Raw genomic sequence first — 20,314 nt, forward strand, 5'->3', positions numbered from 1 at the left:
AACAAAGAAGTGAGCTTTGTGTACGATGACATAGTAGATGATTGGTTTAGCGAGGCAATAAGCATAGAGTCATACGATAGCTTTGTGAAGAGCTTGATGGATGGAGATATGGAGAAGTTTGAGATGTACATCACAAGCTATATAATGCAAAGCGGAAGTTACTTTGACTTTAATAAGAATACACCTGACCAAGTATTTCATGTGTTTATATTGGGTCTGGTAGTGGGATTGAGAGGAGAATACTACATACGATCGAATCAAGAATCGGGGCTTGGAAGGTTTGATGTAGTGATGTTGCCAAAGCAGAGTGAAAGAGCTGGGATACTACTGGAGTTCAAGGCAACGGATGACCCAAAGAAGCTGAAGGCAAAGGCAAAAGAAGGCCTAAAACAAGTTAAGGACAAACAATACCTTGAGCTTTTTAAGCAAAACGGTGTGAATGAGGTACTGGCGATAGGGTTGGCGTTTTGCGGGAAGCAGATGGAATTGGTATCTGAGAGTATGAGTATGTCAAAATAACCCTCACTTACACACTTACTATGACATACCCCATCCAGACCCACCAACGTATCTCCTATTTGCGGACAGGCTCTTATACCAACTCTCATTTTTAAATGATTCAAAACGGATTTTGTGAAAGTCGGCTCTGCGCACGTATTTCAATACGCTTACGCAGCCTCATCCTCAAATCCATTTGCCTGATTTAATCTGAAATTTGGTATTACCACACCAGACAACCGTCATTGTCAGAAGCGCCTATACCTCTCCCCCCTAACGCTTCACTATAAAGCTTGCTTCGTGCGCCCTGTTGTTAATCACCAACATCTCCTCCAACGAAACAACTTGATGATCCAATAAAAGACTAATCTCCTTCTTAATATCCGTATTCAAAAGTATAGGACCATCCGTGTTAATTGTAAACTTCACATCATTCTTGATAAATGTCCTGATAATTTCCTTAAACTCCCTTAAACCATCAACTATACCCAAAGTAAGATTAGAAGTAGGACATATCTCAAGTGTAATGTCTCGGTCCACAAGCATCTTCATTAATTCCAAATCTGTATAAGCCTTTACTCCATGCCCCACTCTGTGAAGCGGAATATTTGCAACTATCGACTTCATCTCATCAGCAGAACCCTCCTCACCTGCATGTATTGTCGTACTGAGACCTTGCATTATCGCTTCCTGATATAGTTCAACGTAGTCCATATAGCTAAAGTGTGGAACTCTAGGTCCAGCAATGTCTATGCCTACAACCCCCCTCCCCTTGTACTTTATGGCTTTTTCCAAAATTACAGTATTTTGTTCTTTCGTCAGCCTTCTGTCAAACTCCAGTATAATACCAGTTTTCACCTCCGGAAAGGCAATGCTGGCCTTATCCAATGCATGTAGAGATGCGATCATGATATAGTCTAAATCATGCTCGCCCTGTCTGTTTCTCCACATAGGGCAAAATCGCAACTCCAGTTTCGTGATGTTATAGTTCCGATACGCTCTACTAACTGCATCGTAAATCACCCTTTCCATCGCATAAGGACTAGATTGTATTCTTTCCGTCAGATGAAAAAATTTCAAATACCTGTTTAGTCTTGCAGCGGCGTCCTCCCCTTCTATGTCCTTTGCAACCATCATCTGTGCAAAAGACCAATAATCCTCCGCAGGTAGCTTAAAGCCTAAATAGTGAGAGATATCCCATAACAGCGCAGGATCAGATATACTGCCAACATGGACATGCAAATCTGCAAGCTGCGGATTCAAAGCAAAAAACTTTGTAGAAGGAGCTTGTGGCATATTAAAACTTGATTGTAACTACGCACCATATTCTAGCACACAATTGTATATCATAAGGTCACGTCCATCAAGTTTTTTAACATTTTCATGCCAATAAGACAGCTATACCATTCATAACATGTCGTCGAGCCACTGCTCTTGTCTAATAATATGCCGATACCACTTATGCTTTTGATGCTTCCCAAGAACCGGCATTGCAAAATAAGGTTGTTCCACACTTGAAAATTTTGCAATCAGCTCCGTCAAACCTTCAAAAGCTACACTTGGTACCACAGCAATTTCGTGTTCAGAACACTGCTCCCTTTTACCATCCAATTTAATGTAACACTGAGTCACATTGGAAGTATTACAAAAAGGGATCGTAGGCTCTTTTCCATCTGACACGTCACACACATCATTAGTAAGCAGCAACACTTCCAGCGGTAATTGCGGTGACGTTCCAAGGCTCACATCTTTTTGTGATGGTATTGTACCAGTCTTATAATCTATGATTTTAATACAACCATCCCTTAAAAATATCACCCTATCTATGATACCAAAAATTTTTACCCGTTGTGCACCCATCAGTACATCCATAGAACAGTAGTGATTCATCATATTATGCCTGGTCCGTGGCATTATCGCAATTTCATACTGATATAGCCAACTCGCTAGGCTTCTTATCCTTTTACTCCAAAATGGCAAAATATGCTGATATTCTTCCCTTTTCTCTTGAATAAGCCCGTAAAAATTTTCAAGCATCGCAGAAGTAAAATATTGTAGCGATATGTCGCTTGTGTTTATCCTGCCCTGCTTTTGAATCATACCAGATATCGTCTTTGTAATTGTGGCATGTACGTACACACCCCACTCCTTTTTCAGTGAATTCTCAGCTGTACTTGAAAGCGGCGCAAGTCCTAATATGTCTTTCACATAATACACATATGGATCAAGCATTAGCCTTTCAATAGCGCTAATCGAAAATTCCGTTTTTCTCATGTCCACTGGAAGAACAGGTCGTGGTTGTATGTTGCTGTGTTCGCATACTTGTCTCACCTTATAGCATCTTTGATCTCCTAATGGTACCACCGGAACAGCGCGTCTCAACCTATACAGCCATTTTGATTCTATTGTTTTCGCTATCTTCGTTCGAGAAAACACCACCTTAGCGTGACTGATAAGAGCATAAAAAACATGCGCTTCCATTTCCTCAATATCCTCACGCTCCGGAAAGTCTAAATAATTTGATAGAGTCCTGTCTACCAGCGGATTGTATTCTGAAGGCACTATACAATCACTGCTATTTAGACCTCCGATCACAATTAAATCAAAATAACAGCAGCTTGCTTCTAATGGCCCCATGATCTGTACATTAGTTGCACTGTTCTGCTCCTCCTGTGTATACTGTGTCCGCTGTAACAAATTTCGCAGCACACTATGGTATATCTCCAGAGATATGCACCGAATGCCCGCAGCATCAGTGATGCTCTCACACATACCTCTGAGCGCTTGATACCCATTAGTGCTGCAAAACCCTCCGTCCGTAATTTTTAAGGCACATTCAAGCTGTCGAGTCACCAAGCACTTTATCTTGTCAGATGCTCGATACGATCTTTTAACCTCCAAAATGTTCACAAGTATCAAAAATAATCTGGAATTGTTTAATTTGCTATCCCTAGCTAGTATATTCGTCAGATTCTCAAGTGTTTGAAAATCTCTGTGCACTTGCAAGTAACTAGTTTCCAGATAATGCAGCTCCTCAACCAACTCTAAAGAGTCAAAGAGGCTGTGTTTTAAAAAACCAAGCATAAGCTCGCTATCAAGTCTCGTTTGTGTAAGCAACGTCACTAACTCCATAAACCACTTGATTTCCGGCAATGATATGGCAGCTACGGAGACAGCAACCTTAATACCAAACAGCCTTAAGTTTTGACTCACCAGCGCCTTAATCTTGCTGTTACTTGTAACTACACCAGTATTTTCAATGTTATCCTTCAAATGTCGCAGTACACAGAATGTAATCTGCTCTGCTTCATCAACTTCGGTCTCAGTTTCAATGATCGAAAATCCAAGATGCTCATACTGCTTTTGTAAATCCAAAGGACTAGGGTGAACAACCTTTTGTGGTACAAACAATGTGGCAGTCTCAAGCGATTTCAATACATCAAGAAACTGCTCTATATAAGGCCGAGACCAGTATGGAGATAGTGCGTATATTCTGTGGTCCCACATGTGGTCACACAATCGCGACTCCTCCAGACGCATAATAGCCAACCTATCTCTCTGTTGTTTTGTGACAAGCCCCGCACCTTCTAACATCAAGCGCAATTTGCTAAGAATGAGGTTAGTCAATTCGTACTGAGGATCTTCCCTTAGCACACTTGGTACCTCGTCATTGTAAGCAAAAAAATCTCCAATAAGCTTTTCAAGGTGCTCACGCGTCCGCTCTCTATACAACCCCACATTCCTAAATGAGTGAGGTAAACCTTCGATAAGCTCAGTTAATAGGAGCTCCATGCGAACATGATCGATAGCTGAAGGTAAAGGCGCCCGTTGTATGCTGCTGACGTCGCAAAATAACTCAAGATTGTCTGCGATATCCCCAAACGAGATTATGACGCTTGATATTCCACTTTTTGACAGCATCCGCCTTAACTGAAAGACAGCATGCGCAGACGGTACCACTACGATTCGCTTCTTCTGTCGCCAATGCTCCGCTTCACTTATGATACAGTCTGCAACCACCCTTAAAGGGTTCTGTAGCAACCCAACTTCTACTACTTTGCTCATTGGTTGTTATTAAAGTTGAAGCTTTGTACAATCGTTATCGGTTCATCTTAGTAATAATGCGCCAAAATTTCTTGCAGTTTACAAGAAAAAGATATAATACCTAATGTATACAAAGCAATAAAAAATATAGCAATATGCAAAGAGTCGCCATTGTTGTCTTGTGCAGCCTTTTAGTATCCGGGTGTAGCGGAGTAAAGTCCGCCTTAGGTTTAAAAAAGCCAGTCCCAGATGAGTTTACAGTAATCTCGTATCCACATCTTAGTGTACCACCCAACTTTGATCTCGTTGACCCATCCACACAGCAAAACAGCGCTCTAGATGCTTCAGGGCATGTTCCTGCTGGTAAGACTGCCTACACTCAGGAAGAGAAAAATCTGATGGATCAGATTTCTTCTAACATGGATACAAAGAGCATTACTGAGTACACTACTACCTCTAAACCACAAGGCATTCCCTTCTTTGGTGGTCAAAAGGGTGTCCTCAAACCCGATGAAGAACAACAGCGGATCGAGGATAATAAAAAAGCCGGGAAGCAGATCAATCACGTTGACCCAAGCAAAAAAACAGAGAAAAGTACACTAGAACGTATCTTTGGTTCTTAAAATGCAGTTTTTTATCGATAGCTGCGATATTCAAAAGATTTTGCAGTTTTACGAAATTGGTTTAGTAGACGGCGTCACCACCAACCCCTCTTTGATCGCAAAATCTGGAAGACAACAGCTTGAGGTGTTAAAAGAGATGTGCGAGCTCATCAAGTGCCCCATCAGCGCACAAGTTAACAGCTCAAATGTCTACGATATGCTCAAAGAAGCAGAAACTCTTGTAGCCTTGGGGAACCAAATAGTGATTAAAGTCCCCGCTACTTGGGACGGCTTAAAAGTTTGCAAAAAACTTAGCAGCAACGGCGTTCCTGTCAACGTCACCCTTTGCTTTTCAACAACCCAGGCCTTGTTAATTGCAAAAGCAGGCGCAGCATACGTTTCTCCATTTGTTGGTAGATTAGATGATATCGGCTCTGACGGTATATCATTGATTCATGATATACACACCGCTTACTCATCTTATCCAGATATTGAAACTGAGATCTTAGTGGCGTCCGTCAGAACACCTTTCCATATCGCTGAGTCCGCAAAACTCGGTGCTGACATAGTAACCGTACCCCCAAATGTGCTAGAGCAGGCGATGCGCCACCCTCTGACCACCGAAGGTCTTGAAATCTTCCAATCCGCTGCAAAATAGTACCAAAATTCTTCAGCAATTCCCCCGTCAAAAAACTCCCGAGTTTGACATTAGAGCTTGTGTGCAAAATTAATTGGAATGAAAGGAATTCGGGCAAAAGTTGTCTGTGAAGTTGTTCGCGAAGGCAAATGGATGGCCGTTTTCACGGGCATGAGACAGGAGGAAAGCGGGAATTGCAAATGTATTAAAACATAGTTGATGACAAAAAAAAGCCTCGACCTCAAATCCATTTGCCTGATTTAATCTGAAATTTGGTGTTATTTCCAGAGATTGGGACCCAAACCCTCTGAAAATAAAAAAAAGCCCCGACATGTAACAATGCCAAGGGCTCCAAAAAGAGATTAAAGCTTTGTAAATACTAAAGCAGTATTTACTTGCTGTTTTTGCCAGTCGCTTCTTCCGTTTTAACAGCTTCCTCTGTTTTTTTAGCTTTTGCATCTTCTGTTACAGCTTGAGGAACACCTTGTGCCGCTTTTTCAGTAGCCGCTGCTGGTTGATTCGCTGCTTGATCCGCAGCAAACGCATAGCTTGCTGTAAACAATAAAGTAGATAAAACAACTGCCTGTATAAACTTCATAGATCTCTCCATATTATTAATAATATTTATACTTATTTGACCCTTCAAGAGTAATGTTAAACCTGAAAGTAACCGGATCATGCGATCCAATATTGCTTGATACTAGAAGATTAGACCTGTTTTTGTCTATAAAATTCTTTAAGTACACGTCAAAATTATTGGCACTGTGATCCGGAAAGTACATCTTCGTCTCAAACAATGGAAAGTCCACATGTCTCACTCTAAAGTTGATATGCGGTGCCACCTCTTGCTTTGCAGCTAAATGAACACCAGGGTAGACTGTCAAAAAACGAAAGTTACCAAGGTTATCTGTAACCGCAGTACCAGAATATCCAAAGCGTAAGTCCTTCGACTCATCTTGACCATTACCAAGGCTATCCTTCTGCCATATCTCTACTATGGCCTGGCTAACCGGCACACAGTTGGCATCCAATACCTTACCCTCAATATCTATAAACTGACCTTGGGCAAACTCTGCAGAACCAGGTTGACGCCTTAGATCATTATGCTTTTGAATGCTCATAGGGGGGTCAGTGTCCCATATCTCAGGTGTTGTCCAACAACTTGTGATAAAGGTTTGCCTGTTATTTGTGGTCACATCGGTTGCATATGCATTTGAGACTATCCCAAAAATACAACACAGAAAGCTTAAGACGTTGTTGTTTTGGCACTTTAGAAACGAGATAAACATACCGCCTACTAAGAAAAATACTACCTACAGTTACCAACTTATACTATCATAATGGTATCTGGGAATGTCAATAATTTGTTCTTATGACTAAGGAAGTAAAGCTAGATCAAAAACTTAGAGCTATTAGAGATCTAAAGCCTAAAACGCTGCTAAAATTACTAGAAGTGGTGTACGACTTTAAAGGGATGTTTGACGAACATGGACAAGTCAATAGCGCGAAGCTAGAGGCTAATAAAGAACTGTTGGTCGCGATCTTGGAATATCTGATAGTACACGCTCACTCTCTTAAGGTGGATGCCGGTTTAATTATTTTCCTGGAAAATGTGTTGGGCATAGGAAAGATCAAAAAAGATGCCCAAAAAGAACAAGAAGAACAAGAACAGGAAGAAAAAGAGCTATCTAACGAAGAAAAAGAGAGAAGATATAGAATATTGGTATATCAGATTTACAAAATCATGAATCCACGTAGATTAGCCGGCGAAACGAAACTAGATAACTTTATTCACAATGTACAAGCCCGCGGAATCAAGGAAGCGATGAAATACGAAGGTATGGAATATGCAAAAAACATCAAACAATCTGATGTCAATGCAATGGAATCCAATAGGGGAACATTTCTAGCACGCCTAAAAAGTGACGGATTGAAACCTAAAGGCGGTACATTGCTAAGGTAAATACGTCCAGCGAATTTGATATGTACACAAGCGTGGCTTCAAAAGAATAGCAGCATAATTCGTCTAAATGTCTAGTTAAGTATAGACATACTCATCAAAAGGATTTATCATAAGGCTGCTAAATGTTATCAAACTTGTGCTCAAAACTTCTAAACGGTAAATGAAATATGGTGACAAAAAAATCTAAAGCGCAGCCATCTGTAGGCAATGAGGATTCCCCTACCTCACACAATGGTAGAAGAATATCAAAAAAGAAGACTTTGCACCCTAACTACAGAAGAATCGCTGTAGAGATGACGGATGGTAGCGTTTTTGATATCTACTCTACGTATCATCAAAATGTTATTAAGCTAGACGTCGATATAAAAACACATCCCGCATGGACCAAAGAAACAAATTACATCAACTCACGCGCTAGTGAGGTGTCAAAGTTTCAGCAGAGATATAGCGGTTTGGACTTTTTAACTGCCAAAAAGTCATAAATCAAGCGCCTTTAGTTTTCGTGTTGTTTTCAAAGTCGGAAGAAAAATGAAAAAGAAAAAGCTGGCGTTTTGGTTCCCCTACGGACTCTTGTGCGCCGCAGCCCTTGTATTTTTTAGCGTCTATTACTATTCATACGAATATATAGCTCGCCCTATAACCTTGAAGGATGTGCCTTTGGTGAGGTCCGATCCATCTCCTGTGAAGATGCCTCCACAAAACTCTGGTGGTGTGGTTTTTGCAAATCAAAACAGAGCGATATACAACAACATCAAGGCCAACAAATCCTCGTCCGGCAAAAAAAGCAAAAATACCAGCTATAAAAAGGCCGTTCAAGCATCCCATCATTCAAAGACCAGAATCCCTGACCCCGTAAAACTCCACAAGCAGGCAAAGGAGAAGCCTCAGGGCAGAACCAAGGTTCAAAAAGAGAAAAAGAGCACTCCTTCCTCAAAAAGCATTTTTGATTTCGCCGACGTTAAAGTTGCATCAAAGAAATAAGCTTTTTATCAGTTTTTACGATTTGTTAACCATTCTGCTTTACACTTGCTATATGAGATCATAGAGCGAGGTGTGGAGATGCCGGATGAGCAGCAAGGAGATACGAACAATCCTACGACAAAACTTGATATCAACAAGATCAACGAGGAGATTCAAGAATACAATCAACAGTTAGGAAGCTTTTTAACTACTTTTCGTCAATATAGAAGTGACATCCTAACAAATCGTGCAGCATGGGGTCCGGCTGTTGACATAGCTCAAAGGAAAGTTGCTCAAGCAGATAATGAATGGGGTACACTGAGTGAGCGGGAGAAAAAGGCACTAGATGGCATTAAGCAACGTAAGGATAATTGGTTTAGGAATATAGGCGCAAGGGCTACTGAGCTTGATAAAATGATTGGGCAAGAGCCTGTAGTCCAAAAGAAGACTCAAAATGAACCTCAAGAGCCAATAACTGTTGATAGATTCATAGAATACTGTAAGACTCAATTGGATGCAGTAAATAAGCAATTGGATCCCAGTTCTAAGGGTGGGGCTCAGGATACAACAGAATTAGAAAAAGATAAAGATAAAGATAAAGATAAAGATAAAGAGGAGTTAAAGGAGTTAAAACGTTTACAACGTTTACAAACGAAGCTCCAAAAAACAATTACGAAATTTGAAAGGACTAAGGCGGAGTTTGAATCGTACAAGAATAATACGGAGCAATATGGAAATAAGATTAATGCACTGATCGAGTCAGTTAAGAATTTCCAACAGCCTTCCACAGAGATATCTAAAGACGCTGGATTACAATCCCAGAAAAAAAAGGAAGAAGAGAAAAAGCCATATAATCTGGTGAGCGAAGGAATCATGGGGCTAGGAAGGCTGGTGAAGTACATAGCGTCCATAGTTGGTGATATAGTACAAGGTATAGGGAAAGTGCTCAAGAACATTGGGGATACAATAAAGAGTGGCTTCAATGGACTGAAGGAGAAGTTCAAAGCATCAGAGAGCACATTAGGAAAAATAGGCTGGGGGATTGCTACTGCTCTTTGTGTCCCATTTCGTATACTAGGGGGAGTATCTCAGGTTGCAGGTACTGCATTGGAGAACACCGCGCAGTGTATTAACAATGGAGGTGAATTGGCAGCAGCAACTATAGGTATAGTAGGTGGTGCTCTAGAATCTTGCGTCCGCTCGTGGAAAAAGACAAGAGTTGAAGGAGAATCGCCTCTAAGGGAATCGTTGAATGAATTTAAGAATTCTGTTGTAAATAACGTGTCTGGGATCACGCACCTGTGTGGTGATGTTATAAAAGAGTCTGGTGCTCAGATAAAATATGCTAGTACCGACGTATTGGGAAGTGTATGCGGAGCTCCTACCAGAGTTATTGGTGCTATTGTTGAAAACGCGGGTCTTCTATTGAATGCTGGAGCGCATGCTATAAGTTCCATCGATGATCGACAAGTTGATGTTGGGAAAGAGAGGATGAATTCTGTATTTTCCAATATAGGTGACGGGATAAAGACAGAAGCTGAAATAACTGTGAACAGTGGTAAGATAGCATATAATAAGGCAAAGTTATTTCAGGAGAAAGATCCTGCTGTAGAGGCAGTTGGAAAGATCGCAGAGTTAGAACTGACCAATGCAGCAAACATCGCAATAGCGGAAAGCAGACCGAACATTCCTGCTCCTAGTCCGTCTATAACCAGTCGAGCAGGAAGAGGGCGTTGACAATCCTGTACTTTTGCGTGTCACAAATCCCCCATGCGGTCAGTAGTGTTAGAGTGAGATCATACACCATTTTTGCAGTTTCTTAACAATTATCGTTTATAATTGATAAAGTGCTAAATAAATCAATGGTGTACACCCTATCATAAGTCCACAGCAGAGAAAAAATAGCCTCTTCACTCCCCTGGTTATAGCCTAAATATTTCACCAGTCGCTATAATTCACCCAATAAATGCAAAAATTACTTGTGCTAGCTATGTCGAATCGTGTATAAGATGTGTTGTACTTCTTTGATCAAAACACGTATCATCAAAAGTACATCGCGTATGAAAAAAACAATATAACGTTTTTCCTCCTACGTACGTCATGATCCCGTAGCTCAGTCGGTAGAGCAACTGACTTTTAATCAGTAGGTCACGCGTTCGAATCGCGTCGGGATCACCACTACAATAAAGCATTTTGCAATTTCGCCATTGTTAAAATCATACTGCGTTCTACACTTCAGATGAAAATCGGGTAACATAGGTCAACTCTGTGTCAAAAGACAGATATTCGATCATCCACTATAGCTTCTAACCTGATTATTATAACAGAAACATTAAATATCAGTGATGCCTTCAAGAAAGCTAAGCATCCTTAGTGCTTTTAGTAGGCTGTTGTATTGCTAATACAATCAATACTACACTGCCCGTAAAAAACTTTAGATCTGATGGTGCAAGGCCGAATGACAGTGCCAACCCCTGAATCTGTTGATAGACAAGTGCCCCAACAATCGGAGCTACAAGTTGTTTTCGTATTGTGCTATTTCCAACGATTGATTCTCCTATCATGAGGCTAGCTAAACCATGGATGACGATCCCCACACCCATACCAACATCCATGAATTGCTGAATTTGTACTGTCAAACTCCCAGCAAGACCAAATGCACATCCACCTGTAAATAAGCCTAAGCTTGTATATTGGTTGATATTGATGCCATGATAAACTGCAAATTTCGGGTTGTTGCCTATCGTGCGAAATCTCAGACCGAAATCGGTATGTAAAAACATACCAAAAGGTATGACACATAATAGGATTAGTACTATTAGAGGTATGACCTCAAAACTGATGCCGTCCATTCCAAATAAGGCAATATTAGGTTTGCCCATGATCCTCAGATTTATACTGTATGCCATTGTACTTAATATGATACCGGCAAGTAGACTATTAACCTTAAGACGGAGACTAATCTGTGACGTACATATGCCCATAACACCACATGTAATCATCGAGCACATTATTGCTAACACTTGCGGTACACCTGCAATCAACAAACTTGCGCATATTGCACCACCAAGTGGATAAGCACCTTCTGCTGTTAAATCTGGAAAATTTAAAAAGCGAAATGGAATCATAATACCAAAAGCAATAATGGAAAGCACCAAGCCATGCAATAAGCCCATGTACAATACATCAATTGTCATTGCCTTCCCCTGATACTAAAAGCTGATCCTCATATTTATGAAACATCCCAAGCAAATCTTGGACAGATATACTTCGTTTCTGTGATGTCCCCATATCTACAACTATCCTACCTTGATGCAGCATGATTAAACGATTGCCATACTTGATCGCATCATCCATCTTGTGTGTAATCATTATAGTTGTCAGCTTTTTTGTAGCAATCTCTTGAGCCGCATATTGCATCAAAGAAGATTGTGATTTTGGGTCAAGTGCCGAAGTGTGCTCATCTAACACCAAGATTGGACTACCAGAATTGATCGCCATCAGTGTTGCAACCATTTGCCTCTGACCTCCCGACAGCCTATTAAGAGGTTGATCGACATACTCTTCTAGTCCAGCTCCTAATGCAGATAATTTTTGAACTACTGATTGTTTGTATCTCCTGTAAAAAAGAAGCTTTGGCGTTTTCATCTCACTCAAAGCAATGTTTTCAAGTAGGGACATATCAGGTATAGTTCCAAGATTTACGTCCTGTACAACCTGAGCAACGTTGCCGCTACGTTTGATTTCACCTAGATCTGGTTTGTATTCACCGTTGATTAGCTTTGCCAATGTTGATTTACCACAACCATTGGCGCCAATTAAAATACAAAAGTCACCTTCCGCTAATGAAAGGGTGAGACCATCCAGTACAGGCTTTGAAAGCCCAGGAAAGGATTTTGTAACACTTACGATGTCAATCATATCAGTTACTTGACAATCTCAAACCCTGGAGGAATCTCTATACCAAACTCGATTGCAAGCTTTTCGTTGATCAGGCCACTATGATCTGCAGCAGTTGGATATAGCGGAGTAAGGTTACTAATATCGTCTCCTTTCAATACTGCGGATGCAAGCTTTCCAGCATTTCTACCAACAGCTATATAATCCACTCCAAAGCTTGCCAGTGCCAATCCATCCCGAACTGCAGCAGACTGTACATTAAACACAGGTATCCGCATTTTACGCGCTTCTGCTGAGATTGCTGGTAAGGTAGGTTGAATTGGACCGCTTGTTCCAACGTATATTAAATCCACTTCATTTTTAAACCCCTGTGCTCTGACAGGCACATCCCTTGCTTGTTCAACAGGTATAGCAACAACGGACATATCAAGCTTAGATGCCGCTAACTTCATCATCTTAACCAAGGATGTATCGTTGCTATCAGATGTGGCATACAATAATCCGACCCTTTTGGCGTTAGGTAACAGAGATTTCGCAAATTTAAGTAGACTTTCAAGATCTTGCATATCAGAACTTCCAGTCATGTTACCATCTGCTTGTTGAGGATTTTGAAGTAAGCCAACATCTACTGGATCTGTAACCGCCGCATAGATCAGGGGTATATTTTTAATTTTACCTTTTGCAAATTGAGCAATAGGCGTGGACATCACCACCATCGCTTTTGGATTATGTGCTTTAAGCGTTGCCACTGTTTGAGGTATAAGGGCATGATCAAACCCTACGTCCGCCATCTCGTAGCGCACGTTTTGATTCTCGATGAAACCATCCGCCCGCATTTGCTCTTTCAAACCAACAATTACCGCGTCCAGAGAAGCATGTGGCCCATAATTGGCGATAGCTATAGTAGGAAGCTTATGACTTGGGTGATTGTGATATGCGGCAAACATCGACGCAACAACGACAACCGCAAGGATCAAATAATAAAATCTCTTATTCATGTCTCATATATCCAGTATTAAGTTATATTTGATTTATACCAAAATTCCGAGACAATTGTGTTGAATTGCTCCGACGCTCCTACGGATCCATACTTACTTGTGCAAGAAACAAACACGGAGAAGTCTAGGAATAGGAGAGGGTGATGCATATCTTTTAACGAATGTACTTTTTGAAGTTGGTATCCCTCAGCATATGAGCCAAGGCTACACTAGCTGAACTGGAAAGTCAACAATACACGATACTAAGACAAAAAAGGGTTTGATGTATGAGGAAAGCAGGAGGAGACAACCAGTAAGTACTTAGTAGAGACTGATTTCTTCTAGTTTTAGCAACTAGTGTGACGTTTTAGTCTCTACAATTGTGCTAAGTACTGCATCCGTACTAGTGATAGGGACAGAAGAGGACCTAGTCGATCTAGATTGGGTTGAGTTCGTACTGTCGTCAGTGACTCTTATTATCTCTTTACCAGATAATAAATCTTTAATCTCCTCACCAGTCAAAGTTTCATATTCTAGCAATTTGCCTGCAAGCAGATGCAGATCTTTCATGTGAGTAGTCAATATTTGATGAGCTCTTTCATAGCAATTCATGACTATTTCTTTGATCTCGGCATCTATTGTACATGCCAAATCTTCTGATATGTGGTTTTGAGCAAACATGTTGCCTTCATCTTTTTCGTTATGAATCAAAATTGGCCCTATTTTTTCACTTAACCCCCATTCCGTTACCATTTTACGAGCTAATGCGGTGGCGTTTTTTATGTCACTGGTTGCGCCACTTGTCACTTTATCTAAACCAAAGATCAATTCTTCCGCAATCCTTCCCCCCATATTTACCGTGATAGATGCTAACATCCTTTCTTTAGTCCATGAGAACCTATCATCTTCCGGTAAGTGCATCACCATTCCTAGGGCTCTACCTCTTGGTATGATAGTGACTTTATGAATTGGATCTGAGCCTGTTGTGTAAATACTTACTATGGCGTGACCTCCTTCGTGATATGCCGTGAGTTTCTTTTCCTCTTCGCTCATAATCAAGGATCTGCGTTCCATACCCATCATCACTTTATCTCTAGCTTCCTCCAATTCCCGCATTGTGACCACCTTCATGTTTCTGCGAGCCGCAAGTAATGCTGCTTCGTTGATCACGTTCTTGAGATCTGCGCCTGCAAATCCTGGAGTTCCTCTAGCAATAGTCCGCAAGGTCACGTTTGGAGCAACTGGTACGCCCGTAACATGAACTTTCAAAATCTGTTCGCGACCATTGATGTCTGGTATTGGTACATGAATTTGTCTATCAAAACGTCCTGGTCTTAACAAAGCAGGATCCAAAACATCGGGACGGTTAGTAGCAGCGATAATGATAACTCCGTCATTATCGTTAAATCCATCCATTTCAACTAGAAGTTGGTTCAAGGTTTGCTCTCGTTCGTCATGACCACCTCCAAAGTTGCCCCCAGCACCGCGACGACGACCGACGCTGTCTATTTCGTCGATAAACACAATGCATGGAGAGCTTTTCTTGGCCTGATTAAACATGTCCCTAACTCGGCTTGCACCTACTCCTACAAACATTTCAACGAAATCAGAACCTGATATCGTGAAAAATGGGACGCTAGCTTCTCCTGCAATAGCTTTAGCAAGAAGAGTTTTTCCAGTACCAGGGGCTCCTATTAGAAGGCATCCTTTTGGAATTTTACCACCAAGCTTTTGAAATTTTGAGGGCGCCTTTAGAAATTCCACTATCTCGCATAACTCCTCCTTTGCCTCATCAACACCTGCCACATTGAGAAATGTAATCTTATTTTTGTCGTCGAGGATCAGCTTCGCTTTAGATTTACCGAAACCCATTGCTTTATTTCCACCGCCATATAGATTGCGCATAAAATAAGCCCAGAGCGCTATCGATAATACTATAGGCAACCAGCTGATCAATACTCCAAATAGGAGAGACATAGATGTTTCTAGGGGCACCACGTTAATTTTGACGTTTTTACTTCTTAGCTCAGTAATAAGTTCTGGGTAGTTTGCTGGCACCAATGTGTGAAACCCTTTACCGTCTTCTAAAACTCCCTCTACAGTGTCGCCCTTAATCGTTACTTCTTTAATGTTATTGGTTTGTATATTATCTAAAAAATCAGAAAATGTGATTTTTGTTGTCATAACATTGAAACTGCCAAGCATACCATACAAAAATAGTACCAGCGTAACGATTGTAATCCACCAAAAAAAGTTTTTCCAAATACTGTTATTGTTCAATTGCTTCATAAAGATTTGTCCGTAAATAAAATGCAGTTTTGTATATCTATATCTTATATAGTGAATAACAACGGCTTATTTCTACTCCATATGGTTATATCTAATCACAAATATTTTAATAATTGAACAAATAAATCGACAAGGCAATAGTTTCTTCTTATGTAGAGCCGTAGCATATCCCCTTCACAGTGGAGCTGTCATAGGTTTTTGTTTCACATTTTACATGCGACAGCACCTCTACCTCTATCGATTTGATTGAAGCAATTTGGAGGAAGTGCGACACCAAGAGAGATTAGTATTCTGCCAGTTTCAAGCTTCATATAACATCAATTTATGTTATTCTTCAATGACTACATAAGCGATGGCGTAATCTTTCTCATCGGAGATTGACAAATGCACTTGGTATAAATCACGGATAGGATCGAACACTACGTACGGCGCTCCGGATTGAGCGTTGAGAATCATACAATCTTTAAAACCAAATGAACTGCCAATACCATAGCCTAATGCTTTTGCAATAGCTTCTTTAGCTGCAAAGCGCTTTGCAAAGTGTGCGATACGTTTCGGCATCGGTAAAGCAGAGCCCAGCGCTATTTCTTCCTTAGTAAAGACTCTAGTGAGAAACTTGTCTTGGAATCTCCGAAGGACTTTATCAACACGGGATATGGCAATTATATCGCATCCTATACCTTTTATCATGACTTGAAGCTTACTTGTCCGTTTTTAAGCAAAGTTTTGCACTCGGTGTCAGTGTAATGTGGAGATCTTGGAGTTGTTTTGCGGAAACGACGTTAGGCGCATCCATCAGCAGATCTTTTCCATTTTGGTTAAGGGGAAAGCAGATCACTTCTCTGATATTTGCTTCGTTAGCGAGCAGCATCACTATTCTATCTATTCCTGGAGCTATACCCCCATGTGGAGGTACGCCAAATTGAAAAGCCTTCAGCAAACCTCCAAATTTGCTATCTACAGATTCTTTATCGTAGCCTGCAATTTCAAATGCTTTATACATAATCTCCAGTTTATGATTTCTAATTGCGCCACTCGATAATTCTATTCCATTGCATACGATGTCGTATTGAAAGGCTTTAATGTTGAGTTTATCCTCAATAGTTTTGGCGTTTGTCAGTGCCTCCAATCCTCCCTGTGGCATTGAAAATGGATTATGGCAAAAATCCACTTTATTTTCAGATTCATTCCACTCATAAAAAGGAAAATCTGTAATCCAACAAAATCTGTAGACATTTGACTGTATGATATTTAGCTCTTCTGCAAGTTTTGTTCTTACCTGACCCGCGATTTTAGCTGCGATGTTTTTGTGATTACACACAAAAAATATCGAATCTCCACTGGATATTTCAGCTGTGTTTTTGAGCATTTTCAATTCCTCGGTAGATAGAAACTTTGCTATAGGGCCCTTAGCGACGTCATCTTCTGTAAATGTTATGTATCCAAGACCTTGTGCACCTAATTCGGTCTGAGCAAAATCCACGATTTTGTCAAAAAAGCTTCTAGATTTACTTGCTGTAGATGGTGCTGGTATTCCTCTGACGACCATTCCTTCAAGGATATTGCCTTTGAACAGAGCAAAGTTAGACTGAGCAAAAATAGACGTGACATCCACGATCTCTATAGGGTTGCGCAGATCAGGTTTATCGGTTCCATACCTCAGCAAAGCCTCATGATATGCTATTCTTGGAAACGGCTCGACAATGGGAAGATTTGAAAATGTTTTGAACAGATTACAAAGCATATGTTCAACGGTAACGAAGACATCCTCCTGAGTGACAAATGACATCTCGAGATCCAATTGATAAAACTCACCTGGAGCACGATCCGCTCTGGCATCCTCATCTCTAAAACATGGTGCAATTTGAAAGTATTTGTCAAAGCCGGACGCTATGATCAGCTGCTTAAATTGTTGTGGAGCCTGAGGTAATGCGTAGAATTTGCCGGGATGTAGCCTGCTTGGGACCAAGAAATCCCTCGCTCCTTCCGGAGAACTGGCAGTAAGTATCGGTGTCTGAAATTCCATAAACCCCAGGGCATTCATTTGCTGACGAATAAATGAAATCACTTGGCTGCGTAACATGATGTTATTATGTAGCCTTTCCCTACGCAAATCCAAGAACCTATACCTTAGCCTAATGTCTTCTGGAAATGGGTGATTGCTGTTAACGCTAAGCGGCAACTGTTCAGCCTCAGACTCTACTGTGAAATTTGATATGACTACCTCAATCTCACCTGTTGGTATATCTGCGTTTACTGTATCTTTTGATCTTTGTACAACTTGACCAACTACTGTTATGACGCTTTCATAGCTTAAAGTTCTTAGAACCTCATATTGCTCACCAGAGAGCTTTGCTATATCCAAATCCTGGTATGACGAAACTATCTGTGTGATTCCATAGTGATCCCTGAGATCTATAAAGTGTACACCTCCATGATCTCGCTTTCTATGTACCCAACCGGATAATTTGACTGTACGTCCTACGTCCGAGATTCGAAGTTGTCCGCAATGATGAGTTCTGTATTGATGGGAAAGTTGAGTGTCCATGGTTTCGATTAAGAAGAGTTATTACAAGCACGGTCAAAAAGCACATATCAGTTCGCTGTTCGCAAGTTAGCAAGGTATAGCGAATTACGTGCACGTGGGTCTACAAATACCTATATATACAGATTTTTCTGGAGTTGCAAGTTTCAGAAAAAAGTAATATGCTGCCTAAATGTTATAAATTGCTTATCAAATTTAATGGGATCTTATGGCACGTCTAACTATTGAAGATTGTATAAAACTTGTATCCAATAGGTTCGAACTTGTTGTATTAGCTGCGCACAGAGCCAAAGAAATGTTGTCAGGAGCGCAATCAGAGCTGAGCGATACAAAGGATAAGGAGACAGTGAAAGCGCTCAAGGAGATAGCTACTCTTCGCATTGAAGTACCAAAGCTGCGTAAATCTGTAATTGAAAGCTATAGAAACAGTGGAAGAAGCGAGGATATTACGGAATTAGACGCTGAAGATAGTGCAGGAGATGCAGAAATTTTGGAGGAGCTAAGCAATTACACGGTATCAAAGCAAGACATGGACGACATGTTCATGCAGGATGAAGATGATGACAAATAATATCTTAAGCATATTAGTTTTATGTTGACATGCTTTTACAGTGATAACATAATGGCTTATCTATTGAATACAGTAGATATAGTGCTCTTTACTTTATTTTTGGTATATACATTATGAATTTGTTAGCTAGTAGCCGTACTACACTACCTCAAGTTTCTAAGAACTGGCATCTCGTTGATGCTTCTGGTTTGGTTTTAGGCCGTGTCGCTGCTGAGATTGCCAAGGTTTTACGTGGTAAGCACAAAGCTGCTTACACTCCACATATAGATAATGGGGATCACGTCGTTGTTATAAATGCTGATAAAATCAGGCTTACCGGAAAAAAGCTTGAGCAAGACAAGTTCTATTGGCATACAAATTATCCTGGCGGTATCAAAGAAAGGACAAAAGGTCAAATTTTAAAAGGCAGGTATCCACACAGGCTCTTGTTGAAGGCTATAGAGAGGATGATGCCAAAAGATAGCCCACTAGCAGACAAGCAAATGAAGGCCCTCCACCTTTACTCAGGAGGTGAGCATCCTCATAGCGGTCAAAATCCTGTTGAGTGGAATTTGAAAGTCCGTAATCGGAAAAATGCAATAAAAGGTTAAGGAATATGAATGAGAGGCATGGTATGGTAGGAGAAGTTTCCTCTAGCAAGCTTGATTCTAGGGTCTACGCTACCGGTAGGAGAAAAGAAGCTGTTGCTAGGGTTTGGATATCTAGAGGTACTGGCAAAATTACTGTGAATGGTGTTGATGTTGTACGTTATTTCGCAAGAGCTGCTTTGAGAATGGCTATCAGCCAACCTTTTGTAATTACAGATACTGTAAGCCAGTATGACGTCTCTTGTACAGTTCGTGGTAGTGGTCTTTCAGGTCAGGCTGGTGCTATAAGGTTAGGTATTAGCAAAGCACTCAATCTTTCCGTTCCTGAGATGCATCAGGTTTTGAAGCACCATAAGCTTTTAACGCGAGATATGAGAAAAGTAGAACGTAAGATATACGGGCATAAGAAGTCACGTAAGAGCTTCCAGTTCTCCAAACGTTGATTCGTTACTTTCGCTTTTTTTTGCAAAGCTCTTGGTTCTCTTGTCATCTTCTCGTGTACTTGTCGTCCGTTTAGAAGCAAGCCTTGGCACCTCTCTTTGTCATGTAATTGTCTTAAATGTCCTTAGCTATTTCAAGCAGCCTTTCACGGTGTTTGAATTGTAAGAAAGCTGTGTTTGTAGAGCGTTTAAAGTCACCATGTGTAGCAAGGTACTGCAGAGACTCGCTGTAGTAGTATCTGGTTTATATTGCGTGTCACTATCGGAATAATACCAAATCTCATTTTTAAATGATTCAAAA

General features: G+C 40.7%; 20 protein-coding genes and 1 tRNA gene. 11 read left to right on the plus strand and 10 right to left on the minus strand.

The annotated features are described in order from the left end of the window. Nucleotides 1-519: PD-(D/E)XK nuclease domain-containing protein (locus tag EDM53_RS02400; protein ID WP_207215426.1), on the plus strand; the 519-nt coding region annotated here is incomplete at its 5' end. A gap of 252 nt (nt 520-771) precedes the next feature. Here EDM53_RS02400 and EDM53_RS02405 read toward each other — a convergent pair. Both EDM53_RS02405 and EDM53_RS02410 read right to left on the minus strand, forming a co-directional pair. After that, nucleotides 772-1,794, minus strand: a complete 1,023-nt coding sequence (locus EDM53_RS02405) for an amidohydrolase family protein (protein ID WP_130122063.1) — start codon at nt 1,792-1,794, stop codon at nt 772-774. A 111-nt stretch (nt 1,795-1,905) separates the two neighbouring features. Continuing rightward, nucleotides 1,906-4,563, minus strand: a complete 2,658-nt coding sequence (locus tag EDM53_RS02410) for a PD-(D/E)XK nuclease family protein (protein WP_130122065.1) — start codon at nt 4,561-4,563, stop codon at nt 1,906-1,908. 134 nt (nt 4,564-4,697) lie between these two features. Here EDM53_RS02410 and EDM53_RS02415 point away from each other — a divergent pair, with 134 nt between their 5' ends. Together EDM53_RS02415 and fsa are read left to right on the plus strand one after the other, a co-directional pair. Continuing rightward, complete coding sequence (locus EDM53_RS02415; protein WP_130122067.1) at nt 4,698-5,165, plus strand: DUF3035 domain-containing protein; 468 nt, start codon at nt 4,698-4,700, stop codon at nt 5,163-5,165. A 1-nt stretch (nt 5,166) separates the two neighbouring features. Then, a complete protein-coding gene (gene fsa, locus EDM53_RS02420) occupies nt 5,167-5,802 on the plus strand; it encodes a fructose-6-phosphate aldolase (protein ID WP_130122069.1) in 636 nt (211 codons plus the stop codon). 370 nt (nt 5,803-6,172) lie between these two features. Here the strand turns inward: fsa and EDM53_RS02425 are convergent, their stop codons facing one another. After that, nucleotides 6,173-6,379 (minus strand): hypothetical protein, encoded by a 207-nt coding sequence (locus tag EDM53_RS02425; protein WP_130122071.1) that lies wholly within the window; start codon nt 6,377-6,379, stop codon nt 6,173-6,175. Between the two features lie 16 nt (nt 6,380-6,395). Beyond that, nucleotides 6,396-7,070 carry a dioxygenase family protein gene (locus EDM53_RS02430; protein ID WP_130122073.1) on the minus strand — a complete coding sequence of 225 codons (675 nt, stop codon included), beginning with the start codon at nt 7,068-7,070 and terminating at the stop codon, nt 6,396-6,398. A 185-nt stretch (nt 7,071-7,255) separates the two neighbouring features. Here EDM53_RS02430 and EDM53_RS02435 point away from each other — a divergent pair, with 185 nt between their 5' ends. The 5 genes from EDM53_RS02435 to EDM53_RS02455 all read left to right on the plus strand — a co-directional run bounded on the left by EDM53_RS02435 (nt 7,256) and on the right by EDM53_RS02455 (nt 10,882). Further along, nucleotides 7,256-7,744 (plus strand): DUF5394 family protein, encoded by a 489-nt coding sequence (locus tag EDM53_RS02435; protein WP_410528553.1) that lies wholly within the window; start codon nt 7,256-7,258, stop codon nt 7,742-7,744. Between the two features lie 167 nt (nt 7,745-7,911). After that, nucleotides 7,912-8,226 (plus strand): 50S ribosomal protein L31, encoded by a 315-nt coding sequence (rpmE, locus tag EDM53_RS02440; protein WP_130122077.1) that lies wholly within the window; start codon nt 7,912-7,914, stop codon nt 8,224-8,226. A 46-nt stretch (nt 8,227-8,272) separates the two neighbouring features. Next, nucleotides 8,273-8,725: a hypothetical protein gene (locus EDM53_RS02445; RefSeq protein ID WP_130122079.1), complete on the plus strand. Its 453-nt coding sequence runs from the start codon at nt 8,273-8,275 to the stop codon at nt 8,723-8,725. Between the two features lie 72 nt (nt 8,726-8,797). Continuing rightward, the gene (locus tag EDM53_RS02450; RefSeq protein ID WP_130122081.1) at nt 8,798-10,441 is read left to right on the plus strand and encodes a hypothetical protein; all 1,644 of its coding nucleotides are present in this window, start codon (nt 8,798-8,800) and stop codon (nt 10,439-10,441) included. Nucleotides 10,442-10,806: 365 nt separating this feature from the next. Next, nucleotides 10,807-10,882 (plus strand) — tRNA-Lys (locus EDM53_RS02455). A gap of 182 nt (nt 10,883-11,064) precedes the next feature. Here EDM53_RS02455 and EDM53_RS02460 read toward each other — a convergent pair. The 6 genes from EDM53_RS02460 to aspS all read right to left on the minus strand — a co-directional run bounded on the left by EDM53_RS02460 (nt 11,065) and on the right by aspS (nt 18,418). Then, a complete protein-coding gene (locus EDM53_RS02460; RefSeq protein ID WP_130122083.1) occupies nt 11,065-11,901 on the minus strand; it encodes an ABC transporter permease in 837 nt (278 codons plus the stop codon). Further along, a complete protein-coding gene (locus tag EDM53_RS02465; protein WP_130122085.1) occupies nt 11,891-12,625 on the minus strand; it encodes an ATP-binding cassette domain-containing protein in 735 nt (244 codons plus the stop codon). Before EDM53_RS02465 ends, EDM53_RS02460 begins: the two co-directional genes overlap by 11 nt. A gap of 5 nt (nt 12,626-12,630) precedes the next feature. After that, a complete protein-coding gene (locus EDM53_RS02470; protein ID WP_130122087.1) occupies nt 12,631-13,602 on the minus strand; it encodes an ABC transporter substrate-binding protein in 972 nt (323 codons plus the stop codon). A gap of 333 nt (nt 13,603-13,935) precedes the next feature. Next, nucleotides 13,936-15,870, minus strand: a complete 1,935-nt coding sequence (gene ftsH / locus EDM53_RS02475) for an ATP-dependent zinc metalloprotease FtsH (protein ID WP_130122089.1) — start codon at nt 15,868-15,870, stop codon at nt 13,936-13,938. A 327-nt stretch (nt 15,871-16,197) separates the two neighbouring features. Beyond that, a complete protein-coding gene (acpS, locus tag EDM53_RS02480) occupies nt 16,198-16,560 on the minus strand; it encodes a holo-ACP synthase (protein WP_130122091.1) in 363 nt (120 codons plus the stop codon). A gap of 10 nt (nt 16,561-16,570) precedes the next feature. Continuing rightward, nucleotides 16,571-18,418, minus strand: a complete 1,848-nt coding sequence (gene aspS, locus EDM53_RS02485; RefSeq protein WP_130122093.1) for an aspartate--tRNA ligase — start codon at nt 18,416-18,418, stop codon at nt 16,571-16,573. Between the two features lie 205 nt (nt 18,419-18,623). Between aspS and rpoZ the strand changes: the two genes are divergently transcribed. The 3 genes from rpoZ to rpsI all read left to right on the plus strand — a co-directional run bounded on the left by rpoZ (nt 18,624) and on the right by rpsI (nt 20,016). Continuing rightward, nucleotides 18,624-18,986 carry a DNA-directed RNA polymerase subunit omega gene (gene rpoZ, locus EDM53_RS02490; protein WP_130122095.1) on the plus strand — a complete coding sequence of 121 codons (363 nt, stop codon included), beginning with the start codon at nt 18,624-18,626 and terminating at the stop codon, nt 18,984-18,986. Between the two features lie 113 nt (nt 18,987-19,099). Then, nucleotides 19,100-19,576: a 50S ribosomal protein L13 gene (rplM, locus tag EDM53_RS02495; RefSeq protein ID WP_130122097.1), complete on the plus strand. Its 477-nt coding sequence runs from the start codon at nt 19,100-19,102 to the stop codon at nt 19,574-19,576. 23 nt (nt 19,577-19,599) lie between these two features. Next, on the plus strand, nt 19,600-20,016 hold the full coding sequence (rpsI, locus tag EDM53_RS02500; protein ID WP_242507838.1) for a 30S ribosomal protein S9: 417 nt from the start codon (nt 19,600-19,602) through the stop codon (nt 20,014-20,016). Nucleotides 20,017-20,314 lie beyond the last annotated feature (298 nt).

The organism is Rickettsiales endosymbiont of Peranema trichophorum (assembly GCF_004210275.1).
GTDB lineage: Bacteria > Pseudomonadota > Alphaproteobacteria > Rickettsiales > Midichloriaceae > RICK02.